Consider the following 23,187-nt stretch of genomic DNA (forward strand, 5'->3'; position numbering starts at 1 on the left):
GTGGCGCTTCGAGGCCCTAGCGCGATCGCGCGGCTTACCTCACCTTCCCTTCCTTCCAGGCTTCCAGCAGCTTCTCATAAGCCACCGTCTGGCCCTTGGGCTTTTCATTGGCCAGCTTCTTCCACGGCGCGTGCTGATCCGACAGCCACTTGTTCGGATCGCTCTTGGCGTTCAGCTTGGGCGCGCATTGCGCCATGCCGGCGCGTTGCAGCCGCGCCATGACCTGGTCCATTTCATTGGCCAGGTTGTCCATCGCGGCCTGCGGCGTCTTTTCGCCAGTGACGGCGGTGGCGACGTTCTTCCACCACAACTGCGCCAGCTTGGGGTAGTCCGGCACGTTGTTGCCGGTCGGCGTCCAGGCCACGCGCGCCGGGCTGCGGTAGAACTCGATCAGGCCGCCGTAGTTGGCCGCGTTCTTGCTGAAGTAGTCACTGTGGATGTCGCTGTCGCGGATGAAGGTCAGGCCGGTGATCGACTTCTTCAACGACACCGTCTTGGCCGTGACGAACTGGGCGTAGAGCCAGGCGGCCGCCATCTTGTCGGGGTTGGTGGACTTGAAGAAGGTCCACGAGCCCACGTCCTGGTAGCCGTTCTGCATGCCGTCCTTCCAGTACGGGCCGTAGGGCGACGGCGCCATGCGCCACTTCGGCGTGCCGTCCTCGTTGACCACCGGCAGGCCCTTCTTGGTCATGTCGGCGGTGAAGGCCGTGTACCAGAAGATCTGCTGGGCGATCTGGCCCTGCGCCGGCACCGGGCCGGATTCCGAGAAGGTCATGCCCATGGCCTGCTGCGGCGCGTACTTCTTCATCCAGTCGATGTACTTGGTCAGGGCGTAGACCGCGGCCGGGCTGTTGGTGGCGCCGCCGCGCGCCACCGAGGCGCCCACCGGCGTGCACTTGTCGTCGGCCACGCGGATGCCCCACTCGTCCACCGGCATGCCGTTGGGCAGGCCCTTGTCGGCGGCGCCGGCCATCGACAGCCACGCGTCGGTGAAGCGCCAGCCCAGCGACGGGTCCTTCTTGCCATAGTCCATGTGGCCATAGACCTTCTTGCCATCGATTTCCTTGACGTCGTTGGTGAAGAAGTCGGCGATGTCCTCGTAGGCCGACCAGTTGGTCGGCACGCCCAGCTCGTAGCCATACTTGGCCTTGAACTTGTCCTTCAGGTCCTGGCGCGCGAACCAGTCGGCGCGGAACCAGTAGACGTTGGCGAATTGCTGGTCGGGCAGCTGGTAGAGCTTGCCGTCCGGCGCGGTGGTGAACTTGGTGCCGATGAAGTCCTTCAGGTCCAGGCCGGGGTTGGTCCATTCCTTGCCGGCGCCGGCCATGTAGTCGGACAACGGCAGGATGGCGCCGTAACGGTAATGGGTGCCGATCAAGTCGGAATCGGAGATCCAGCCGTCGTAGATCGACTTGCCCGACTGCATCGAGGTCTGCAGCTTCTCGACCACGTCGCCTTCCTGGATCAGATCGTGGTTGACCTTGATGCCGGTGATCTCGGTGAAGGCCTTGGCCAGCACCTTGGATTCGTACTCGTGGGTCGTAATGGTTTCCGACACCACGTTGATTTCATCGACGCCCTTGGCCTTGAGCTTGGCGGCGGTCTCGATGAACCACTTCATCTCGGCCATCTGCTGGTCCTTGGACAGCGTCGACGGCTGGAACTCCGAATCGACCCACTTCTTCGCTTCCGGCTCGCCGGCCCAGGCGCCCGACGTACCGATCAGGGCGATGGCGGCCGCCATGGCGTGCATGCGCAATTTCATGACCTGTCTCCTCGATAAGTCCTCCCCATGGGTGCTGCGGACTTCTGGCCGGGGAAGACACTGGCCGATCGTCCTTCCATACCGCTGATATCGCGCGGGGTCTGCGCCCCTTCAGCCTTTTCTCATGATGAAGGCCAGCAACAGCATGGACAGCACGAAGCTGATCCACACCGATGGCGGCTCGTCCAGCGAAAACCATTCCATCGCCTTCTGCCCCAACCCCAGGAACGCCAGGTTGAGCCAGGCCGCGGCCATCAGGCCGATGAAAAGGCGGTCGCCCCGGGTGGTGCGCAGCGGCAGCAAGCCCTTGCGCTCGACCGTGGGCGATTTCAGTTCCCAGATCGTCATGCCCACCAGCATCAGCACGATGCAGGAGAAGAACACGGCGACGGGCGTGGTCCATACCATCCAGCTGAACATGCGCAGCCCCCCTCAGACCCGGCCCATCGCGAAGCCCTTCGCGATGTAGTGCCGCACGAACCAGATGACAATGCCGCCGGGCACGATGGTCAGCACCCCGGCAGCGGCCAAGACGCCCCAGTCCATGCCCGAGGCCGACACCGTGCGCGTCATGGTGGCGACGATGGGCTTGGCGTTGACCGAAGTCAGCGTGCGCGCCAGCAGCAGCTCGACCCAACTGAACATGAAGCAGAAGAACGCCGCCACGCCCACGCCCGATTTGATCAGCGGCAGGAAGATCGTCAGGAAGAAACGCGGGAACGAATAGCCGTCCACATACGCGGTCTCGTCGATCTCGCGCGGCACGCCGGACATGAAGCCTTCCAGGATCCACACCGCCAACGGCACGTTGAACACCAGGTGGGCCAGCGCCACCGCCAGGTGCGTGTCCATCAGCCCGAACGAGCTGTACAACTGGAAGAACGGCAGCAGGAACACCGCCGGCGGCGTCATGCGGTTGGTCAGCAGCCAGAAGAACACGTGCTTGTCGCCGATGAAGCGGTAGCGCGAGAACGCGTAGGCCGCCGGCAGCGCCACCGCCAGCGAGATGACCGTGTTGATGATCACGTAGATCAGCGAGTTGATGTAGCCCGAATACCAGGCCGGATCGGTGAAGATGGTGCGGTAGTGCTCCAGCGTGAAATCGCGCGGCCACAGCGTCAAGGTGCTGACGATCTCGGTATTGGTCTTGAACGACATATTCAGCATCCAGTACAGCGGCAGGATGGCGAACACCAGGTACAGCGCCAGAAAGGCGCCGCGCCACCAGGTCGATTGCTCACGCATTGGCGCGCTCCTCGTCGAAACCGCCGGTAGTGCCGGCGCGCTGCATCCAGTTGTACAGAATGAAGCAGAGCAGCAGGATGATCAGGAAATAAATGATCGAGAACGCCGCCGCCGGTCCCAGGTCGAACTGCCCCACCGCCTTCTGCGTCAGGTACTGCGACAGGAAGGTGGTGGCGTTGCCGGGACCGCCGCCGGTCAGCACGAACGGTTCGGTGTAGATCATGAAGCTGTCCATGAAGCGCAGCAGCACCGCGATCATCAGCACGCCGCGCATCTTGGGCAGCTGGATGTAGCGGAACACCGCCAGGCGCGAGGCGCCGTCGATGCGCGCGGCCTGGTAGTAGGCGTCGGGAATGGCGCGCAGGCCGGCATAGCACAGCAGCGCCACCAGCGGCGTCCAGTGCCAGACGTCCATCACCAGCACCGTGACCCAGGCGTCGAGGTCGTTGCCGGTATAGTTGTAGTCCACCCCCAGCCACGACAGCGCCGCGCCCAGCAGGCCGATGTCGGTGCGGCCGAACACCTGCCAGATGGTGCCCACCACGTTCCACGGGATCAGCAGCGACAGCGCGATGACGACCAGCACCGCCGAGGCGCGCCAGCCGCTGGCCGGCATCGACAGCGCCAGCAGGATGCCCAGCGGGATCTCGATGGCCAGCACCGCCAGCGAGAAGCCGATCTGGCGCAGCAGCGCGCCGTGCAGTTCCTCGTCCTGCAGCACGGCGGCGAACCATTCGGTGCCGACGAATACGCGGCGATCGGGCGCGATGATGTCCTGCACCGAATAATTGACGATGGTCATCAGCGGCAGGATGGCCGAGAACGCCACGCACAGCACCACGGGCAGGACCAGGAACCAGGCCCGGTGATCTATCGGTTTCATCGGATCAGTTCCTCGTCGCGGTAAAAGCAGGTGTGCGGATTGAGCACCGACAGCCACACCGTGGCGCCGGGCGCGATGGCCGCGGCATCGGTGCCGAGCCGCGCGCGCAGCGGCGTGCCCTCGAAGTCGGCCAGCAACAGGGTGTAGGTGCCCACGTCCTGCACCCGTTGGACGACGGCCGGGACGGCGCCGGGCGTCCCGGCATCGGCCAGGCGCAGGTACTCCGGCCGCACCCCCAGCTTGACGGGACCGGCGTCGGCCAGCCTGGCGGCCATCGCAGCGGGTGCGCCGTCGACGCGCCGCTGCCCCACCATCAGGCCGCCGTCGCGCCATTGCGCCGGCAGGAAGTTCATGCCGGGCGAGCCGATGAAGTGGCCCACGAAGGTGTGCGCCGGCCGCTCGAACAAGTCGTCGGCGCCGCCCACCTGCACCGCGCGGCCGCGCGCCATCACCATCACCTGATCGGCAAACGTCAGCGCCTCGGTCTGGTCGTGGGTGACGTAGATCAGCGTCAGCTTGAATTCGTGGTGGATTTCCTTGAGCTTGCGGCGCAATTCCCACTTGAGCTGCGGGTCGATCACGGTCAGCGGCTCATCGAACAGCACCGCCGACACATCGCTGCGCACCAGGCCGCGCCCCAGCGAGATCTTCTGCTTGGCGTCGGCAGTCAGGCCGCTGGCGCGCCGGTCCAGCACCTGCGACATCTCCAGCATCTCGGCGATGCGGCCGACCCGGTCGCGGATCTGCCGGGCGGGTACGCCGCGGTTGCGCAGCGGGAACGCCAGGTTCTCGGCCACCGTCATGGTGTCGTACACCACCGGGAACTGGAACACCTGGGCGATGTTGCGGGCCTGCGGCGACTTGCCGGTGACGTCCTGGCCGTCGAACAGGATGCGGCCATGCGACGGCCGCAGCAGGCCCGAGACGCAATTGAGCAAGGTGGTCTTGCCGCAGCCCGACGGCCCCAGCAAGGCATAGGCGCCGCCGTCTTGGAAGGTGAATTTGAGCGGCAGCAACGCGTAGTCCTCGTCGGCCTGGGGATGGGCGACGTAAGAATGGGACAGGTCCAGCTCGATCTGTGCCATCAGGCCATCCCCCCGGCGGTCGTGGAACGCACAGGCGCGGCCAGCAAGGCGCCGTCGGCGGCGAAAGCATAGGTCTGGGCCGGATCGAAGTACAGCGTCAGGCGCTGCTCCAACGTGTAGCGGTGCACGCCCGGCAATTGCGCCACCACGTCGCCGGCGGCCGTTGCCGCGTGCACGAAGGTGTCGGACCCGGAAATCTCGGCCAGCTTGACCACGCCGTCCAGGCCGATGTGGCCGGGGCGCGGCGCCACATCCAGCGCGCCGGCGCGCAGACCGGCGGTGAGCGCGGCGCCGCCGTCCGGAGGCAGTTGCCGCGCCACCTCGATGCCGCCCTGCAGCGTGAAGCCGCGGGCGCCGCGCTGCGCCGCGAACAGATTCATGGGCGGATCGCTGAAAGCGCGCGCCACGCGGATCGAATTGGGGTGGTGGAAGACCTTGGCGGTCGGGCCGTATTGCAGCAGTTCGCCGGCATCCAGCACCGCGGTGTGGCCGCCCAGCAACAGCGCCTCGCCCGGCTCGGTGGTGGCATAGACCACGGTCGAACGCCCCTCGGCGAACAAGGCCGACAGCTCGTCGCGCAGTTCCTCGCGCAGCTTGTAGTCCAGGTTGACCAGCGGCTCGTCCAGCAGGATCAGCGGCGCCTCCTTGACCAGCGCGCGCGCCAGCGCCACCCGCTGCTGCTGGCCGCCCGACAGTTCCGACGGATGGCGGCCCAGCAGGTGGTCGATGTGCAGGCGCGCGGCCATGGCCGCCACCTTGTCGGCGATGCCTGGCACCCCGCGCAGCTTGAGCGGCGAGGCGATATTGTCGAACACCGTCATCGACGGATAGTTGATGAATTGCTGGTACACCATGGCGACGTTGCGCTGGCGCACCGGCACCCCGGTCACATCGGCGCCGTCTACCCGCACCTGGCCTTCGGTGGGCCGGTCAAGGCCGGCCATGATGCGCATCAGCGAAGTCTTGCCCGCCAGGGTCGCCCCCAGCAACACGGTCATGGCGCCCGGCACCGGGGCCAGGCTCATCGGATACAGGTGCGTCTGCGAGCCGGCTCGCAAACCTATCCTGTCCAGGGTCAGCTGCATCTGGTCTCCTCTACCTCTAATACGTCCCCAGTTCTTTGACCGGGCGTCGGTACATCGGTACAGCGGCCCTTGCCACGCGCGGGAACGCGCCGGTTCGGGTTCTTCTTTCAGATAGCTTTCGTTTTTTGTGCGTTTTACCGAAGAAGCGAACAAAAAACAATCTTGCACTGCGTCATTATTTTTCGCTTTTGTTGTTTTATGATGCGAACGTGACACTCACTTTGCCAACATGACACTCAATCCCAGACAAAGCGCCTTGATCGAAATGGTCCGAGCCCAGGGCTCGGCCACGATCGAAGAGCTGGCCAAGCGTTTCGACGTCACGCTGCAGACCGTGCGGCGCGACGTCAATATTCTTTCCGAAGCCGGGCTGCTGTCGCGCTTCCATGGCGGCGTGCGCATCGAAGCCTCCACCATCGAGAACATCGCCTACCGCAAGCGCCAGGGGCTGCACGCGGCCGGCAAGCAACGCATTGCCGAGGCCGTGGCCCGCGCCGTGCCCGACGGCTGCTCGCTGATCCTGAACATCGGCACCACCACCGAGGCCATCGCCCGCGCCCTGCTGCGCCACCGCGGCCTGCGCGTCATCACCAACAACCTGCATGTGGCCGACATCCTCTCCGACAACCCGGATTGCGAGGTCATCGTCGCCGGCGGCGTGGTGCGCTCGCGCGACCGCGGCATCGTCGGCGAAGCCACCATGGACTTCATCCGCCAGTTCAAGGTCGACATCGGCCTGATCGGCATTTCCGGCATCGAGGCCGACGGCACGCTGCGCGACTACGACTTCCGCGAAGTGCGCGTGGCCCGCACCATCATCGAACAATCGCGTGAAGTGTGGCTGGCCGCCGACAGCAGCAAATTCAAGCGCCAGGCCATGGTGGAACTGGCGCACATCTCGCAGATCGACCGCTTCTTCACCGACGCGCATCCGCAGGAACCGCTGGCGCAAGTGCTGCTGGACGCCGGCGTGCGCTGCGAAGTGGCCGCCGCGCCGAACGCGGCCAAGGCTCCCGCTTGACCCGGCCGCGGGCACGGCGCTTGCGTCCCGCCCGGCCGGCACGAAACGAAACGAACCACCGCACCGAACCCTAGCGGCCCCGCCGCCCCATGCATATGAACCAACCGCTCGCCACCGTCACCCCGCCCGACCGCAACCGCCTGCTGGCGCAACTGGACAACACGCCCGCCTGGGACGTGATCGTCATCGGCGGCGGCGCGACCGGCCTGGGCACCGCCGTCGACGCCGCCAGCCGCGGCTACCGCACCTTGTTGATCGAAGCCGCCGACTTCGCCAAGGGCACCTCCAGCAAGGCGACCAAACTGGTGCACGGCGGCGTGCGCTACCTGGCGCAGGGCAACATCAGCCTGGTGCGCGAGGCGCTGCACGAACGCGGCCTGCTCAACCGCAACGCGCCGCACCTGGTGTGGCCGCTGGGCTTCGTGGTGCCGGCCTACAACCTGCTGGACCAGCCCTTCTACGGCATCGGCCTGAAGATGTACGACATGCTGGCCGGCAAGCTCAACCTGTCGCCCAGCCGCTGGCTGTCGCGCCGCGAGACGTTGGCCAACGCGCCCACGCTGGCCGAAAGCGTCAACGGCCGCGGCCTGAAGGGCGGCGTGCTGTACTACGACGGCCAGTTCGACGACGCGCGCCTGGCGCTGAGCCTGATGCGCACCCTGTTCGACCTGGGCGGCACGGCGGTCAACTACGTGCGCGCCACCGGCCTGACCATGACCGGCGGCAAGGTCGACGGCGTCACCGCGCAGGACGCGCTGGGCGGCGCCAGTTTCACGCTGCGGGCGCGCTGCGTCGTCAACGCCACCGGCGTCTGGGTCGACAGCGTGCGCCGCATGGAAGACAAGAACGCGCCGACCATGGTCGCGCCCAGCCAGGGCGTGCACCTGACGCTGCCGCACGACTTCCTGCCCGGCAAGCGCGCCATCCTGATTCCCAAGACCGACGACGGCCGCGTGCTGTTCGTGGTGCCATGGAACGGCCACACCATCGTCGGCACCACCGACTCGCCCCGCAACGATCTGCCGCTGGACCCGGAAGCCGGCGCCCAGGACGTCGACTTCATCCTCGGCACGGCCGCGCGCTACCTCAGCCGCAAGCCCACGCGCGACGACGTCACCAGTGTCTGGGCCGGCCTGCGGCCGCTGGTCAAGGCCACCGGCGATGCCTCCACCAAATCGTTGTCGCGCGAGCACACCATCCTGGTGTCGCAGGCTGGCCTGGTGACGGTCACGGGCGGCAAGTGGACCACCTATCGGCGCATGGCGCAGGACGTGGTCGACACCGCCATCCAGCACCAGTTGCTGACGCAGGCCAGTTGCCGCACCGAGTCGCTGGCGCTGCACGGCGCCAACGGCCTGGCGCCGTCGCAGGAACATGCCGGCACGCCGGACAGCTACTACGGCAGCGATCTGCCCACGCTCAAGGCCCTGCCCGGCGCCGACCGCATGCTGGTCAAGAGCAGCGGCCTGTCGGAGGCGCACGTGCGCTTCGCCGCGCGCTTCGAACTGGCGCGCAGCGCCGAGGACGTGCTGGCGCGCCGTAACCGCGCGCTGTTCCTGGATGCCGAGGCGGCCATGCTGGCCGCGCCCGAAGTGGCGCGCATCCTGGCCGAGGAACTGGGCCACGACGCCGCCTGGCAGCAGCGCACCCTGCAGGAACTGGCCACGGTGGCGGCGCATTACCGCCTGAAGTGATTCGCTGAAGCGGCGCGCTACGGCACACGCAGCGCGCTGGCCTGGATCATCGTCTCGAATACGCGCAGCAGGTCGGGATCGCACTTGGACCCCGCCTCCAGGTTGAGGATGCGCATGATCTCGGCGTGTGTGCGCGCCGGATGGTAGGGCCGCGCATCGCCCAGCGCGTCATAGGAATCGGCCAGCGAAATGATGCGCGCAGGCAGCGGGATGTCATGCGCCGCCAGTCCGTCGGGGTAACCCGAGCCATCGAAATGCTCATGGTGGTGGCGCACCGCCAGCGCGATCCGCTCGCGCTGGGGGATGTCGCTTTGCAGAATGATGTCGGCGCCCACGGTGGCGTGCGACTTCATGATTTCCCAGTCGTCTTTTTCAAGCCGCTTGGGCGAGAACAGCACGCGGTCCGGCGTGCCGACCTTGCCTACATCGTGCAGCCGGGCGGCCACCGCCACGGCCTGTTGTTCGTCTTCGTTCAGGCCGCAGGCCCGCGCCAGCGCCACGCTCAGGGCGACGACGCGGTGGCAATGGCGGCCGGTGGCGGCGTCGCGGGCCTGCATGGCGGCGAACAGCGCCGCTTCGCAGGAGCCGGGTGCGGGCGCGCTGGACGCGCTGGGGGGAACATCTGGAGGCATGGTCTTGGCGCGCGCGGTTGCAACGGAACCGCGCGCTTGTGTCAGAAAGTGTCAATTCTGACACAAGCGCGTAGCGTTTCGACGCGCCGCCGGCCGGTCCAACGGCCCGCGCAGCCTCGCGCTCAGGCCTTCAGGCGCGCGAGCAACGCTTCTGCCACGCCGACCGACGACGCCGGATTCTGGCCCGTAATCAGCAGGCCGTCGGCGACCACGTGCGGTTGCCAGTCGGCGCCCTTGCTGTAAAGGCCGCCCGCCGCCACCAGTTCGTCTTCGACCAGGAACGGCACCACCGCGCTCAATTGCACCGCCGCCTCTTCGGCGTTGGAAAAACCGGTGACCTGGCGGCCCTGCACCAACGGCTTGCCGTCGGCGGTCTTGGCGTGGCGCAGCACGCCCGGCGCGTGGCACACGGCGGCCACCGGCTTGCCGGCGGCCAGCATGGTCTCGATCAGCGCGACGGACTTGGGGTCCTCGGCCAGATCCCACAGCGGGCCATGGCCGCCGGGATAGAACACCGCGTCGTAATCGGTGGCCTGCACCTCGGCCAGCCGGCGCGTGTGCGCCAGGCGCCGCTGCGCCTCGGCGTCCTGGCGGAAACGGCGCGTGGCGTCGGTCTGCGCGTCGGGATCGTCGCTCTTGGGATCGAGCGGCGGTTGCCCGCCCTGCGGCGAGGCCAGCGTCAGCGTGGCGCCCGCGTCCAGGAAAGCGTAGTACGGCGCGGCAAACTCCTCCAGCCAGAAGCCGGTCTTGCGGCCCGTGTCGCCAAGTGTGTCGTGGGAAGTCAGCACGATCAGGATATTCATGTTGCGCTCCTATGCATCCGGGCCGACGCGCACGATGCGCTTGCCCGCGTTCTCGCCCTTGAGCAGGCCCATCAGGCCGCGCGGCGCGTTTTCCAGGCCCTCGACCACATCTTCGCGGTATTTGATGCGGCCGCCGCGCAACAGCTCCTGCATGGCGGCGCGGAACTCACCGAAGCGCGGCGCGTATTCGTTGAAGATGATGAAGCCCTGCATCTTGATGCGCTTGGTCAGGATGGTGCGCATCAATAGCGGCAGGCGGTCCGGGCCGTCCGGCAGGCTGGTGGCGTTGTAGGCCGAGATCAGGCCGCAGACCGGCACCCGCGCGCGTGCGTTGAGCAGCGGCAGCACCGCGTCGAACACCGCGCCGCCGACGTTCTCGAAGTACACGTCGATGCCCTGCGGCACGGCCTTCGCGAGCAGGTCGGCCATGGCCGGATCGCGGTGGTCGATGCAGGCGTCAAAGCCCAGTTCCTCGACCACATAGCGGCACTTGTCGGGGCCGCCGGCGATGCCGACCGCCCTGCAGCCATGGATCTTGGCCAGTTGGCCCACCACCGCGCCCACCGCGCCGCTGGCGGCGGCCACCACCACGGTTTCGCCGGCCTGGGGCTGGCCGATGTCCAGCAAGCCCATGTAGCCGGTGAAACCGGGCATGCCCAGCACGCCCAGCGAATACGAAGGGTGTTCGGGCGCCGGCCCCAGCTTGAGCAGGCCGCTGCCATCGGAAACGGCATAGTCCTGCCAGCCGGACTGCGCCAGCACCCACTCGCCCACCGGGTAGTCGGGGTGGCGCGAGGCCGCCACCCGCGCCACGGTGCCGCCCACCATGGGCTGGCCGACCTGCACCGGCTCGGCATACGAAGGCGCGTCGCTCATGCGGCCGCGCATGTAGGGGTCGAGGGAAAGGTAGACCGTGCGCAGCAGAAGCTGGCCGGGGCCGGGTTCGGGCACCGCGCCGGTTTCCAGGCGGAAATCGCTGTCGGCGGGCTCGCCCCGCGGCCGGGCCGCCAGGACGATACGGCGATTGAGGGAGGACGATTGCGGCATGGCGTGCTGACTCCTTCTATTCCGGTTCTGGCATTACACCACTGATGGCTGGGCGGCCGCCGGCAGACCCTTGTGGTGGCGCCACTTTTAATTAATTAAATATTTAATTAGAATCTGCGCCATGCCTGCCAAGACTTCCCCCGCACGCCGCCCGGGCCGCCCGGCGCGGCCCGACAGCGCCGCCGTCCGCGACCAACTGCTGGACATCGCCACTGACCTGTTCGCCACCCAGGGGGTGGCCGCTACCCGCATCGCCCATATCGCCGCGCGCGCCGGGGTGACGCCGGCGATGCTGCACTACTACTTCAAAAGCCGCGACCAGTTGCTCGATGCCGTCGTGCACGAGCGCGTGGTGCCGGTCATTGCCTTCGTCTGGAGCCCGGTGCCGCAGACAGCCCGGCGGCTCGACGGATCGGTCGACCATGCGCGCGCGGTCATTGGCGAGATCGTGGCGCGACTGGTGCGTTGCGCCACCGACCGGCCCTGGCTGCCGGCGCTGTGGATGCACGAGGTCGTCAACGAGGGCGGCCAGTTGCGCGAGCGAGTATTGCGCCATCTGCCAACGCAGCGGCTGCAGGTGTTCGCCGGCCTGATCGCCGACAGCCAGCGGGCCGGCGCCATCACGCCGGGCGTAGAGCCGCGGCTGGTGTTCCTGTCGATCCTCGGCCTGACACTGCTGCCGCTGGCCACCTCGAGCCTGTGGCGCCGCATCTGGCAGGCCGACCCGCGGGTCGGCGCCATCGACCACGAAGCCATCGCCGCCCATGCCACCGCCATGTTGACCGGCGGCTTGTTTTCACCCCAGGCTGGGGTGCCGCCGGCTCCGCCTCCAGCCCGCCCACGCCGCCGCGCCGGCGCGGGCGTCGCCTCCGCGAAAACCGATCCGCCCGCCACAGGACGCTGACCATGCGCACCGATTCCCTTACGCGTTTCGCGCGCCCCGCCGCCGCCCTCGGCCTGCTGCTACTGGCCGCCTGCGGCCGGCAGGACGACGCTGTCTACCAGGGCTACGTCGAAGGCGAGTATCTCTACATCGCCTCGCCCGAGGCCGGGCGGCTCGATACGCTGACGGTGCGGCGCGGCCAGCAGGTCGCGGCCGCCGCGCCCCTGTTCGCGCTGGAGTCGGCGCGCGAGAACGCCGCGCGCGAGCAGGCCGCGGCGCAACTGGCCGCGGCCACCGCCCAGCTGGAGGACAGCGCCACCGGCAAGCGCGCGCCCGAGGTCGATGTCAGCCGCGCCCAATTGGCCCAGGCCGAAGCCGCCAGCCGGCGCTCGGCGGCGCAACTGGCGCGCGATACCGCGCAGTTCCGCGCCGGCGGCGTGGCCCGCGCGCAGCTGGACGACAGCCGCGAACAGGCCCGGTCGGACGCCGCCCGCGTACGCGAGTTGCGCGCCCAGGTGGAAGTGGCCAACCTGCCCGGCCGCCAGGAACAGCGCCGCGCCCAGGCCGCCCAGGTCGAGGCGGCGCGCGCCGCGCTGGCGCAGGCCGACTGGACCCTGGCGCAGAAACGCCTGGCCGCGCCCACCGCCGCCCTGGTGTTCGACACGCTGTACCGCGTAGGCGAATGGGTGCCGGCCGGCAGTCCGGTGGTCAGCCTGCTGCCGCCCGGCAACATCAAGGTGCGCTTCTTCGTGCCGGAAACCGTGGCCGGCGCGCTCAAGCCCGGACAGCAGGCCACGGTGCGCTGCGACGGCTGTGGCGAGCCGGTGCCGGTGCGCATCGACTACATCTCGCCGCAGGCCGAGTACACGCCGCCGGTGATCTACAGCCGCGAGACCCGTGGCAAGCTGGTCTATATGGTCGAGGCGCGGCCGGCGCCGGATGCGGCCACGCGGCTGCATCCCGGCCAGCCGGTCGAGGCGGCGCTGCAATGAATGGCGCCGTCTCCCGCCCCAACGCCGAGGCCGGTTACGTCATCGACGTACACGGCCTGAACAAGCATTTCGGCGACAAGCACGTGGTCAACGACGTCTCGCTGCAGGTGCGCGAAGGCGAGATCTTCGGCTTTCTCGGCCCCAACGGCAGCGGCAAGACCACCAGCATCCGCCTGATGTGCGGGCTGCTCACGCCCGACTCGGGCAGCGGCACCTGCCTGGGCTACGACATCCTCAAGGACAGCGCCCAGATCAAGCGCCACGTCGGCTACATGACGCAGAAATTCTCGTACTGGGACGACCTGACCATCCGCGAGAACCTGGACTTCGTGGCCCGCATGTACGGCATGCCGGACCGCCGCGAGACCGTCGACCGCGCGCTCGAGGACCTGGGGCTGCAGACCCGCGCCAAGCAGCTCACCGGCGCCCTGTCGGGCGGCTGGAAGCAACGCCTGGCGCTGGCCGCCTGCCTGCTGCACCAGCCGCGCCTGCTGTTGCTGGACGAACCCACCGCCGGCGTCGACCCGACCGCCCGGCGCGACTTCTGGGAGCAACTGCACGAACTGGCGGCGCGCGGCATCTCGGTGCTGGTCAGCACCCACTACATGGACGAGGCCGAACGCTGCCACAAGCTGGCCTACATCTCTTATGGCAAGCTGCTGGTCCAGGGCACCGCCGACGAAGTCATCGCGCAGCAACGCCTGAGCACCTGGGCCATTCACGGCCATAACCTGGTACCGCTGGCGCAGCGGCTGCGCGGCGCGCCAGGGGTGGACCAGACCGTGGCCTTCGGCACCGCGCTGCACATCAGCGGCCGCGACGCCGCCGTGCTCGAACACACGCTGCGCCAGGTGGTGGCCGGCCAGGACCTGCGCCTGGAACGCATCGACACCAGCCTGGAAGACGTCTTCATCTACCTGATGAATCGCTCCGACGACAACTACGCGAGTCCGGCATGAGGCGCTACCTGGAGGGTTTCTCGTGGTCGCGCTGGTGGAGCATGGTGCTCAAGGAGTTCCTGCAACTGCGCCGCGACCGCATCACCTTCGGCATGATCGTCGGCATTCCGATCATGCAGCTGGCATTGTTCGGCTACGCCATCAACACCAACCCCAAGCAGTTGCCGACCGCCGTGATCGTGGCCGACCACAGCCCGTTCACGCGCAGTTTCCTGGCGGCGATGACCGCGTCCGACTACTTCGACATCGTCGAGACCCTGCCCGACGAAGAGGCGGGCCGCGCCGCGCTGGCGCAGGGCCGGGTGCTGTTCGTGCTGACGATACCGCCGGATTTCTCGCGCCGGCTGCTGCGCGGCGAACGCCCGGCCCTGCTGATCGAGGCCGACGCCACCGACCCGATGGCGACCGGCCTGGCGATCGGCTCGGCCACGCAGTTGGCGCAGGCGGTGGCACGCAAGGATCTGACCGGTCCGCTGGCGCACCTGGCCGGCGGCCAGCCGCCCTTCGATGTGCGCGTGCACCAGCTCTACAACGAAGAACAGATCTCGCAATACAACACCGTGCCGGGGCTGATGGGCGTGATCCTGACCATGACGCTGGTGATGATGACCGGCCTGGCGATGACGCGCGAACGCGAACGCGGCACCATGGAGAACCTGCTGGCCATGCCGGTGCGGCCGCTGGAGGTGATGACCGGCAAGATCGTGCCCTACATCGCCATCGGCCTGATCCAGTCCACCATCATCCTGCTGGCGGCGTATTTCGTATTCCATGTGCCGTTCCTGGGCAGCCTGGTGACGGTGTACCTGGGCGCGCTGATCTTCGTGGCCGCCAACCTGACCGTCGGCATCACGCTGTCATCGCTGGCGCAGAACCAGTTGCAGGCGATGCAGCTGACGATGTTCTATTTCCTGCCCAACATGCTGCTGTCCGGCTTCATGTTCCCGTTCCTGGGCATGCCCAAGTGGGCCCAGTACCTGGGCAACCTGTTGCCGCTGACCCATTTCAACCGTCTGATCCGCGGCATCCTGCTCAAGGGCAACGGCTGGTGGGACCTGTGGCCCACCATCTGGCCCATGCTGCTGTTCACCGTGGTTGTGATGGCCGCCGCCGTGAAGTTCTACCGCCGTACCCTGGATTGAAGGCCCACCCATGCCCCTTCCGCCCGTTCGCCCTCGCCTAGTCCGCCGCAGCGCCTGGCTGGCCGCCTGCGCCCTGTTGCCGGGTTGCGCCGTCGGCCCTGACTTCAGCCGGCCGGCCGCGCCGCCCGTCGCCGCCTACGCCACGCCGCAGGCGGCCAACGCCAGCCCCTCACAGCCGCGCCTGACCGCCGCCGACATTCCGGCGCAATGGTGGCATCTGTTCCGCTCCGATGCGCTGGACGCGTTGGTGCGCCAGGCGCTGGAGGCCAGCCCGACGCTGGAACAGGCCCGCGCGCGCCTGCGCCAGGCCAGCGAAGACCTGAACGCGGAGACCGGCGGCCGCCTGCTGCCGGCAGTCGACGCCCAGTTGTCGGCCGCGCGCCAGAAAGTCGACCCGTCCGCCTTTGGCGTGCCGGTGGCCGAGCAGCCGCCGCCGTTCACGCTCTACAACGCCTCGATCGACGTGTCCTACACACTGGATGTGTTCGGCGGCGAACGCCGCGCGCTGGAAGGGTTGGCGGCCCAGGTGGACTACCAGTCGCACGAGTTGCAGGCCGCGCGCATGACGCTGGCCGCCAACGTGGTCACCACCGCCATCCGCCAGGCCGACCTGGCCGCCCGCCTGGCCGACACCCGCGAGCTGTTGCGCGCGCAACGACGCCAGCGCGACATCATGGCGCAACGCCTGCAGGCCGGCGGCATCGCCGAGGCCGATCTGCGCAACCAGGAACTGCTGCTGGCGCAGACCGAGGCCGGCGTGCCGCCGCTGCAATACCAACTGGCTCAGGCCAGCCACCAGTTGGCCACCTACCTGGGCCTGCCGCCGGCCGCCTGGCAGACGCCGCCGCTGCGCCTGGCAGACCTGACGCTGCCGGCCGAAATTCCCACCGGCGTGCCCTCGGCGCTGACGCGCCAGCGGCCCGACATCCTGGCCGCCGAAGCCCTGCTGCACCAGGCCTCCGCCCAGGTCGGGGTAGCCACCGCCAATCAGTACCCGCGGTTCACCCTGACCGCCAGCTTCGGGTCGCAACGCACCCGGGCCGGCGATATCACCGATGGCGTGAATGTCTGGAACCTCGGGCTGGGGCTGGTGCAACCGCTGTTCCGTGGCGGCGAGCTGCGCGCCCGCACGCGCTCGGCCCAAGCCGCCTACGAGGCCGCCGCCGCAGCCTACCGCCAGACCGTGCTCGACGGTTTCCGTCAGGTTGCCGACGCCCTGCGCGCGCTGCAGACCGATGCCCAGGCCTACGATGCGTATGACACCGCCTGGCGCCGCGCCGACGACGCCGCGCGCATCGCCAGCGCCCGCTACCAGGCCGGCGGCATCAGCCACCTGGAGATGCTGGACAGCCAGCGCCAGTTGCTGCAGACGCGCATTGCCCGCGGCGCGGCCGATGCCGCCCGTTATGCCGACACCGCCGCCCTGCTGCAGGCGCTCGGAGGCGGGTGGTGGAACACCCCGGCGCCAGACCCGACACGCGGCGCGCCATAGCCCGCGAGGCCGCGCCAGGGCAAGCGATCCCGCATCATGTCCGAGAATTCGGGTCAGAAAATGGTGTTGTGCGACGTTTAGGAATCCGTTGTATCCGATGCATCATGCATGCGCTCAAGCTGCACTGATCTCGACAACGATTCATGAATGACCTACTAGACCTGATCGTCTTCTCACCCGACTCCCGCCAACGCGCGCTGCGCAGCGACGCGCTGGCGGGCATGGGGTTCTCGCCGCGCGCTTGCGAGGACTCCAATGGCCTGTTCCGCCTGTTCCAGGCTCGCCGCACACCGCTACTGGTAATGGAAGCCGAACTGACCGACCTGTGCATGGCCGTCGCCGGCCTGCGCGCCATGGACACCACCGCCGGCATCGTCGCGGTGTCCACCTTCGACTCCCCCGAAAACCGCATCCTCGGCCTGCATTGCGGCGCCGACGCCTGCTTTCCGCCCGACGTGGCCAGCGCCGAGATCGCCGCGGCATTGCAGGCGCTGGTGCGGCGCGTGCCGCTGAGCGGCCGGCGGCCGGCCGAGGCCGACTCCCGCGCCAGCGTCGCCCCGCCTGCCGAACCCAACGGCAAATGGCAGTTCCAGGACGCCGCCTGGACCCTGGTCAGCCCGCGCGGCAAGCGCCTGGCCCTGACCCAGGCCGAACGCGATTTCCTGCTCAAGCTGACCGCCAGTCCCGACAAGCGCATGCCGCGCGGCGACGTGCTGGCCGGCGATCCGCAAACCGGCCGCGAATCGCTGCGGCGCACCGATGTGGTGGTCAGCCGCTTGCGGCGCAAGGCCCAGGAAACCAATATGGAATTGCCGATCCGCACCGTCTGGGGATGGGGCTACGCCTTCACCGGCGACATTTGACCAACGCATCGCGCGCACGCAATGGCGGGCGCCCCCCGCCGCGCCATCGCGGATGGCTGCCGGCCGACGTATCATGCGGCATGGCCGGCGTGCCTGCCGGCCCCCCGCCACGACCCTTTGCCCTCATCATGCACGTCTACGACCGCCTGCAAGCCCTGTTGAACGAGCACCGGGCCCGCTACCGCCTCATTTCCCATCCCGCCGCCGGCCGCTCGGTGGAAGTCGCCGCCGTGCGCGGCACCGCCGTCAGCCAGGGCGCCAAGGCGCTGGTCTGCCGCGTCAAGATCTCATCCAACCAGCGCAGAAACGTGCTGGCGGTGTTTCCCGCCGACCAACAGGCCGACCTGGACGCCATCGCCCGCGCCGCCGGTGGCAAGAAAGCATCGCTGGCCTCGCAGGATCTGGCCCGCGAACTCACCGGCTGCGAGATCGGCGCGATTCCGCCCTTCAGCTTCAATCCCGATCTGCATTTGCTGGTGGATCCGAGCCTGCGCCTGCGGCACGATGAAATCGTGTTCAACGCCGGCCGGCTGGACGCCTCCATCCTGATGGCCACCGCCGATTACTTCCGCCTGGCCGCGCCACAGGAAGCACCATTGATCAAGCGCCAGGACGGCGCGCGTGCGAGCCAGCCGGCACAGGAAGGCGCCTCGCATGAGCTCCCCAATGAACGCCCCAGTGAGTGACCAAGGCGCCCGGTAGTATCAACAGGCTCCCGCTTTCCGTCAGCGAGGTTCCCTTGCCCGATCTCCCCGCCGCCCGCCGCGCCCGCAGCACCAATATGCGCTGGCTGATGAGCCTGGCGCACATGGAGCCGTCGCCGGTCAGCCGCTGGGTGGCCCTGCGCGCCGCGCTGGCGCTCGGCCTGCCGACCGCCGCCGGCCTGCTGCTGGACCAGAGCGCGGCGGCGGCACTGGTGGCGCTGGGCGCCCTGCCGGCCATCACGGGCGACAACGGCGGCCCTTACCGCAACCGCGCGCTGTCGATCGGCAGCACGGTGTTCGGCGGCGCGTTCGGCTACTTCCTGGGCACGCTCCTGGCCGGCCACGGCCTGCTCGGCAGTGTCGGCATGACCGTGTTGGTGCTGATCGCCAGCCTGCTCGGCACTTTCAACAACATCGCCGCCGTGGCCACCCTGCAATTCGCCACCTACGTGATCGTGGGCGCCAGCCTGAGCTCGCCGCTGCCCGCCTGGGTGCCACCCGCCCTGGTGGGCGCGGGCGGCCTGTTCGGACTGGCGCTGACGCTGCTGGGATGGCTGGTCAATCCCACCGCGCCGGAGCGGGCCGCGGTGGCGCTGGCCTACCGCAAGCTGGCGGCCATGTACGCGGCCATCGGCACCTCGCGCATCATGACGGCGCGGCGCGACATGGAAGCGGCCATGGCCACGGCCTACGGCACGCTGCTGGCGGCCCGCCGCCGCGCCGCCGGCTCCTCGCCCCGGCTGGCGCGATTGGCCTCGCAATTGCAGGCCTGCACCCCGCTGTCGGACGCCGCATTGGCGCTGGCGCGCGCCGGCCGGGTGCTGCCGCGGGACTGCGCGCGGGTCATCAACCGGCTGGCCGATCACGTCGAGAACGACATCCCGCAAACGCCCGCCCGGGACATCGAGGCGCTGCGCCAGGCCGGCGCCACGACCCTGGCCGACGCGCTGGCCCAGGCCCGCCCCCTGCTCGAAGGCAGCGGCCCGGTCCGGCCCGACACGGTTCCCGCCCTGGCGCCGGCGCGCCCCCGCACGCCATGGCGCGTGCTGGCGCGCACCTACCGGCCCGGCCCCGCCGCCGTGCGCTACCTGCTGCGGCTGGGCCTGTGCCTGATCGTCGCCGAGACCGTCGCGCACGCCGTGGCGTTGCCGCGTTCGTACTGGGTGCCGCTGATCGTGGTGGTGGTGTTCAAGCCCAATTTCGGTTCGGTCTTTGCCCGCGCGCTGCAAAGCTGCGCCGGCAGCGTGGTGGGCGTGGCGATCAGCGCCACGGTGCTGGCGCTGGACCGCAACGGCATCGCCAGCGTGCTGACGGTGACCACGCTGGCGGCCCTGCTGCCGTGGTCGATCCGGCGCAACTACGGTTTGTTCTCCGCCATCCTGCTGCCGATCCTGATGTTGCTGATCGGCGCGCTGCAGCCGGGCAGTTGGCCGATCGCGCTGGCGCGGCTGGAAGACGTGGCGGTGGCCGCCGCCATCGTGCTGGCGGTGGGCTACCTGCCCTGGATGCGGATCGAGCGCCACAACCTGGACCAAGCCGTCGCCACCGCCATCGACACCCTGGCCGCCTACCTGAACGCCGTGTTCCAGGCCGACGCCGCCACGCGGCACGACTTGCGCACGCAAGCCTACGCCCGCCTGTCCGACTTGCGCATCGCCTTGCAGCGCGGCCTCTCCGAACCCCGGCTGGTAAGCCGCCGCGCGCTGGCCTGGTGGCCGGTCGAGGTGGCCCTGGAACGCATCGCCAACGCCATCTCCGACAGCGCCTGGGCGCTGCCTGCCGGCCAGCCGCCCCCCGAACCGGTCGCGGTGGCGCGGCTGTCCGACACCCTGCACGCCATGGCCCAGGCAGTGGTCCAGGGCCTGGACGTCGGCGCCGCCCCGGTGACCACAGGCAACGCCGCGCTGCGCGATGCCGCCGATGCCATCGAAGCCCTGCGCGCCACCCTGGCCGGCCCCGGCTTCGCCACCGCGCCCGGGCGCGCCCGGCCTCAATCCCCACCCCTCTCTCCGGACTGAACCATGTGCCTTGCCGTTCTCGCCCTGCATACCGTGCCGGGCATTCCCGTCCTGATCGCCGCCAACCGCGATGAATTCCACGCGCGCCCCACGCTGCCGGCGGCGCAATGGCCCGACGCCGCCCAGGTATACGGCGGACGCGACGCGCTGGCCGGCGGCACCTGGATGGGCGCGACCCGCGGTGGCCGCTATGCGCTGGTCACCAATTTCCGCGAACCCGGTCGCGTGATCGCCGACGCCCCCTCGCGCGGCGCGCTGGTCGAGGACTTCCTGCGCGGCAACGCCCGCCCGGCCGACTACATCGCCGCCGCCCATGCCGCCGGCCAGGCATACAACGGCTTCAATCTGATCGTCGGCGATGCCGCTGGCGCCTGGTACGCCAGCAACCGCGACGGCGCGCCCCGGCCGTTGGCGGCCGGCGTCTATGCCCTGTCCAACCATCTGCTGGACACGCCCTGGCCCAAGCTGGCGCGCACCAAGGCCGCCTTCGAACGGGTGCTGGCACACGCTCCGCAACCCGACCTGCCCGCGCTGTTCGAGGCCCTGGCCGACCGCAGCCCGGCCGACGACGCCGACCTGCCCGCCACCGGCCTGGCGCCGGATCGTGAAAAGCTATTGAGCAGCCCCTTCATCGTCAGTCCGAGCTATGGCACCCGCAGCTCCACTGTGCTGGCGCTGCGCGGCGACGGTACCGGCCTGTTGAGCGAAAAGCGTTTCGCCCCTGATGGCGAAGCCAATGGCGAAAGCGTCCTGGCATTCGACTGGCACGCACGGGAGGCGAGCGATCCACCCGGATCGTCCGCGCCCTGAGAAAACCCTCGACCGGTGGCGAACTCGCCGCCGCCATGCCGGTCGAAGTTCTTGCGTGATCATCGCTTCAAGGAGAATTGCATGAACAAGCGCATCGAACGTTGCACCATGGCCGCCGCCATGGCCCTGGGCACCCTGGCTTTCGCGGGTTGCCTGACCACCGCCCAGGCCGCCATGCCGGCCGTGCAGCACCAGGGCAGCGTGCAATATGTCAGTGGCGGCATCGGCCTGGACGAATCCGAGTCCATGAAGGCCGCCGCCAAGGACTACCCGCTGGCGCTGACCTTCGCCGCCCAGCGCGACGGCAAGGCCGACTACGTCGCCGACGTCGCCGTGACCATCACGGATAGCCACGGCAAGCAGGTGCTGCGGGCCGAGTCGCAAGGCCCCTATCTGCTGGTCAAGCTGCCCCCCGGCAGCTACAAGGTTTCCGCCACCTACAACGGCAAGGCGCAGGAACGCGCGGTCAACGTGCAGAACAGCGGCACGGCGCGCGCCGTGTTCGAGTGGAAGTGAACCAGGAATAACGGCCATGCGGCCTGGTCAGGCGCGCGGGGCGCCCCAGGCCAGGCACGGACCGTGGCCGCGGCCTACACGCCCGCGAACAGGATGGCAATGACAAAGCCCACGCTGATCGCCCAGACCAGCGAGCGCAGCGCGCCCCAGCCCGCCAGATACATCGCCAGATAACCCAGGCGCACGCCCAGCCAGCACGCCATCAGCGTGGCCACGTGCAGGGGCGCCGCCTGGTTGTACAGCGCGAACAGCACCGCCGCGTAGAAGAACGGCAGCGCCTCGAAGGTGTTGGCCTGGGCGGCATTGGCACGCGCGCGCCAGCCTTCCTGGCGCGCCAGCCAGGCGCGCGGGTCGTTGTTGTCGAACTTCTTGCCGCCGGCCTTGGCGACGATCGTGCACACAAACGGCAGGATCGCCGCCGCCAACATCAACCATGCGATCAGTTTCATTGCTGCTCCTTGCGCGGCCTCTGCCTTTCCCGCCACCAGGCGGGAAGCGCCGCTGCGGCATGGTCGCCCGAAAGCGCGGAAATGAAAAGCGGCCGGTGACCAACGGCGCGCGCAAACGCCGCCATGGGCACAGGCAGCGCGCGCAGCCTCCCGGCGCTTACACTTGCGGGTCCGGACGCCGCGCGCCCCCGTGAACGCCCTGCCGGCGACGCGCCGCCCGCCCTTTCGCAGGAAGAACCATGCCCCTCGCATCCCCGGGATCCCTGATGTTCCTGGCCGCCGCCATGCTGTGGCCGCCAGCCACGCGCCGCTGGGCGCTGCTGCCCCTGGCGCTGGCCTATGGCTGGTCCTGGACGCAGGGCGGCATCGAACCCTTGGCGCTGGCCTGGCCCGCGCTGCTGGCACTGGCCGCGCTGCTGGCGCGCCCATCGCGGGCGCCGGCCGCCGGCCACGCGCTGTTCCTGGTCCTGGCGGCGCTGCTGTTCCTGCATTGGCTGCCCGGATTCCATAACCCGCAGGTCATCGCGCGCGCGGCGCTGACGCCCGATGCCGTGCCCTTCGGCATGTACCTGAACCTGGACAAGCCGCTGGTGGCCTTCTGGGTGGTGCTGGCCGCCACGCCCGCCATGGCCGGCGCGGGCCCGCGCGCCACGCTCATGGCGGCGCTGGCCGCCTGCACGGGCGCCATCGTGCTCTGCCTGGGATTGGCGCTGGCGCTGGGCGTGGTGGGTTGGGCGCCCAAATGGCCGGCATCGGGCTGGCTCTGGCTGCTCAACAACGCTTTGCTGGTGACCCTGGCCGAGGAAGCCCTGTTCCGCGGCTACGTGCAGGAACGGCTGGCGCGCTGCTGGCGCGACCGCGCCTGGGGCGCCACCGCCGCCCTGCTGGTCGCGGCGCTGCTGTTCGGGCTGGCGCATTACGCCGGCGGCTGGCAATGGATGCTGCTGGCCGGCATCGCCGGCGCGGCCTACGGCCTGGCCTACCGCCATGGCGGCCTGGCGGCGGCGGTGCTGGCGCACCTGGGGCTGAACGCGGCGCACTACGGCTTGTTCACCTACCCGATGCGCGCCGCGCTGCACTGATACACCAACACCGTTGC

Annotated in this window: 22 protein-coding genes and 1 pseudogene; 13 read left to right on the forward strand and 10 right to left on the reverse strand. The window is 69.0% G+C overall.

Going from position 1 to position 23,187, the window contains the following annotated elements; genetic code table 11:
• Window positions 1-34: 34 nt before the first annotated feature.
• From HV701_RS22670 to HV701_RS22695, 6 genes are all read right to left on the reverse strand, one after another.
• A complete protein-coding gene (locus HV701_RS22670; protein WP_175135253.1) occupies window positions 35-1,765 on the reverse strand; it encodes an ABC transporter substrate-binding protein in 1,731 nt (576 codons plus the stop codon).
• A gap of 111 nt (window positions 1,766-1,876) precedes the next feature.
• Window positions 1,877-2,185, reverse strand: a complete 309-nt coding sequence (locus HV701_RS22675; protein WP_175135254.1) for a DUF2160 domain-containing protein — start codon at window positions 2,183-2,185, stop codon at window positions 1,877-1,879.
• A 12-nt stretch (window positions 2,186-2,197) separates the two neighbouring features.
• The gene (locus HV701_RS22680) at window positions 2,198-3,010 is read right to left on the reverse strand and encodes a carbohydrate ABC transporter permease (protein WP_175135255.1); all 813 of its coding nucleotides are present in this window, start codon (window positions 3,008-3,010) and stop codon (window positions 2,198-2,200) included.
• The gene (locus tag HV701_RS22685) at window positions 3,003-3,893 is read right to left on the reverse strand and encodes a carbohydrate ABC transporter permease (RefSeq protein WP_175135256.1); all 891 of its coding nucleotides are present in this window, start codon (window positions 3,891-3,893) and stop codon (window positions 3,003-3,005) included. The genes HV701_RS22680 and HV701_RS22685 overlap by 8 nt, the downstream gene beginning before the upstream one ends.
• Entirely contained in the window at window positions 3,890-4,978 is a 1,089-nt protein-coding gene (locus HV701_RS22690) for an ABC transporter ATP-binding protein (RefSeq protein WP_175135257.1), read from the reverse strand. The genes HV701_RS22685 and HV701_RS22690 overlap by 4 nt, the downstream gene beginning before the upstream one ends.
• Complete coding sequence (locus HV701_RS22695) at window positions 4,978-6,063, reverse strand: ABC transporter ATP-binding protein (protein WP_175135258.1); 1,086 nt, start codon at window positions 6,061-6,063, stop codon at window positions 4,978-4,980. The genes HV701_RS22690 and HV701_RS22695 overlap by 1 nt, the downstream gene beginning before the upstream one ends.
• Window positions 6,064-6,292: 229 nt before the next feature.
• Here HV701_RS22695 and HV701_RS22700 point away from each other — a divergent pair, with 229 nt between their 5' ends.
• On the forward strand, window positions 6,293-7,084 hold the full coding sequence (locus HV701_RS22700) for a DeoR/GlpR family DNA-binding transcription regulator (RefSeq protein ID WP_076409667.1): 792 nt from the start codon (window positions 6,293-6,295) through the stop codon (window positions 7,082-7,084).
• 95 nt (window positions 7,085-7,179) lie between these two features.
• On the forward strand, window positions 7,180-8,778 hold the full coding sequence (locus HV701_RS22705; RefSeq protein WP_175135259.1) for a glycerol-3-phosphate dehydrogenase/oxidase: 1,599 nt from the start codon (window positions 7,180-7,182) through the stop codon (window positions 8,776-8,778).
• Between the two features lie 17 nt (window positions 8,779-8,795).
• On the opposite strand, the gene HV701_RS22710 is transcribed toward HV701_RS22705, so the two are convergent.
• The 3 genes from HV701_RS22710 to HV701_RS22720 form a co-directional block, all read right to left on the reverse strand.
• Entirely contained in the window at window positions 8,796-9,410 is a 615-nt protein-coding gene (locus tag HV701_RS22710) for an HD-GYP domain-containing protein (protein ID WP_175135260.1), read from the reverse strand.
• Between the two features lie 122 nt (window positions 9,411-9,532).
• Window positions 9,533-10,213, reverse strand: coding sequence for a type 1 glutamine amidotransferase domain-containing protein (locus HV701_RS22715; RefSeq protein WP_175135261.1), 681 nt, complete (start codon window positions 10,211-10,213; stop codon window positions 9,533-9,535).
• A 9-nt stretch (window positions 10,214-10,222) separates the two neighbouring features.
• Window positions 10,223-11,260: an NADP-dependent oxidoreductase gene (locus tag HV701_RS22720; RefSeq protein ID WP_175135262.1), complete on the reverse strand. Its 1,038-nt coding sequence runs from the start codon at window positions 11,258-11,260 to the stop codon at window positions 10,223-10,225.
• A 121-nt stretch (window positions 11,261-11,381) separates the two neighbouring features.
• On the opposite strand from HV701_RS22720, the gene HV701_RS22725 reads away from it, so the two are divergent.
• The 10 genes and pseudogenes from HV701_RS22725 to HV701_RS22770 all read left to right on the forward strand — a co-directional run bounded on the left by HV701_RS22725 (window position 11,382) and on the right by HV701_RS22770 (window position 21,639).
• Window positions 11,382-12,164 (forward strand): TetR/AcrR family transcriptional regulator, encoded by a 783-nt coding sequence (locus tag HV701_RS22725; protein WP_175135263.1) that lies wholly within the window; start codon window positions 11,382-11,384, stop codon window positions 12,162-12,164.
• A 2-nt stretch (window positions 12,165-12,166) separates the two neighbouring features.
• Entirely contained in the window at window positions 12,167-13,135 is a 969-nt protein-coding gene (locus HV701_RS22730; RefSeq protein ID WP_175135264.1) for an HlyD family secretion protein, read from the forward strand.
• Window positions 13,132-14,094 carry an ABC transporter ATP-binding protein gene (locus HV701_RS22735; protein WP_175135265.1) on the forward strand — a complete coding sequence of 321 codons (963 nt, stop codon included), beginning with the start codon at window positions 13,132-13,134 and terminating at the stop codon, window positions 14,092-14,094. The genes HV701_RS22730 and HV701_RS22735 overlap by 4 nt, the downstream gene beginning before the upstream one ends.
• Window positions 14,091-15,236 carry an ABC transporter permease gene (locus HV701_RS22740; protein WP_175135266.1) on the forward strand — a complete coding sequence of 382 codons (1,146 nt, stop codon included), beginning with the start codon at window positions 14,091-14,093 and terminating at the stop codon, window positions 15,234-15,236. The genes HV701_RS22735 and HV701_RS22740 overlap by 4 nt, the downstream gene beginning before the upstream one ends.
• Window positions 15,237-15,246: 10 nt before the next feature.
• Window positions 15,247-16,728 (forward strand): efflux transporter outer membrane subunit, encoded by a 1,482-nt coding sequence (locus tag HV701_RS22745; RefSeq protein WP_175135267.1) that lies wholly within the window; start codon window positions 15,247-15,249, stop codon window positions 16,726-16,728.
• Between the two features lie 143 nt (window positions 16,729-16,871).
• The gene (locus HV701_RS22750) at window positions 16,872-17,591 is read left to right on the forward strand and encodes a response regulator transcription factor (protein WP_175135268.1); all 720 of its coding nucleotides are present in this window, start codon (window positions 16,872-16,874) and stop codon (window positions 17,589-17,591) included.
• Window positions 17,592-17,719: 128 nt separating this feature from the next.
• Window positions 17,720-18,196, forward strand: a pseudogene (locus HV701_RS22755) (YbaK/prolyl-tRNA synthetase associated domain-containing protein); the annotation flags it as partial.
• A gap of 134 nt (window positions 18,197-18,330) precedes the next feature.
• Window positions 18,331-20,313, forward strand: a complete 1,983-nt coding sequence (locus HV701_RS22760; protein WP_236756522.1) for an FUSC family protein — start codon at window positions 18,331-18,333, stop codon at window positions 20,311-20,313.
• Between the two features lie 3 nt (window positions 20,314-20,316).
• The gene (locus tag HV701_RS22765; RefSeq protein WP_175135269.1) at window positions 20,317-21,123 is read left to right on the forward strand and encodes an NRDE family protein; all 807 of its coding nucleotides are present in this window, start codon (window positions 20,317-20,319) and stop codon (window positions 21,121-21,123) included.
• A gap of 81 nt (window positions 21,124-21,204) precedes the next feature.
• Window positions 21,205-21,639, forward strand: a complete 435-nt coding sequence (locus HV701_RS22770; protein ID WP_175135270.1) for a carboxypeptidase-like regulatory domain-containing protein — start codon at window positions 21,205-21,207, stop codon at window positions 21,637-21,639.
• Between the two features lie 74 nt (window positions 21,640-21,713).
• Here the strand turns inward: HV701_RS22770 and HV701_RS22775 are convergent, their stop codons facing one another.
• Window positions 21,714-22,088 carry an MAPEG family protein gene (locus HV701_RS22775; RefSeq protein WP_175135271.1) on the reverse strand — a complete coding sequence of 125 codons (375 nt, stop codon included), beginning with the start codon at window positions 22,086-22,088 and terminating at the stop codon, window positions 21,714-21,716.
• A 239-nt stretch (window positions 22,089-22,327) separates the two neighbouring features.
• Here HV701_RS22775 and HV701_RS22780 point away from each other — a divergent pair, with 239 nt between their 5' ends.
• Window positions 22,328-23,170, forward strand: coding sequence for a CPBP family intramembrane glutamic endopeptidase (locus HV701_RS22780; RefSeq protein WP_175135272.1), 843 nt, complete (start codon window positions 22,328-22,330; stop codon window positions 23,168-23,170).
• The last annotated feature ends 17 nt before the right edge of the window (window positions 23,171-23,187 follow it).

The sequence above is a fragment of the Achromobacter pulmonis genome (genome assembly GCF_902859765.1).
Taxonomy (GTDB): Bacteria; Pseudomonadota; Gammaproteobacteria; order Burkholderiales; family Burkholderiaceae_B; genus Achromobacter; species Achromobacter pulmonis.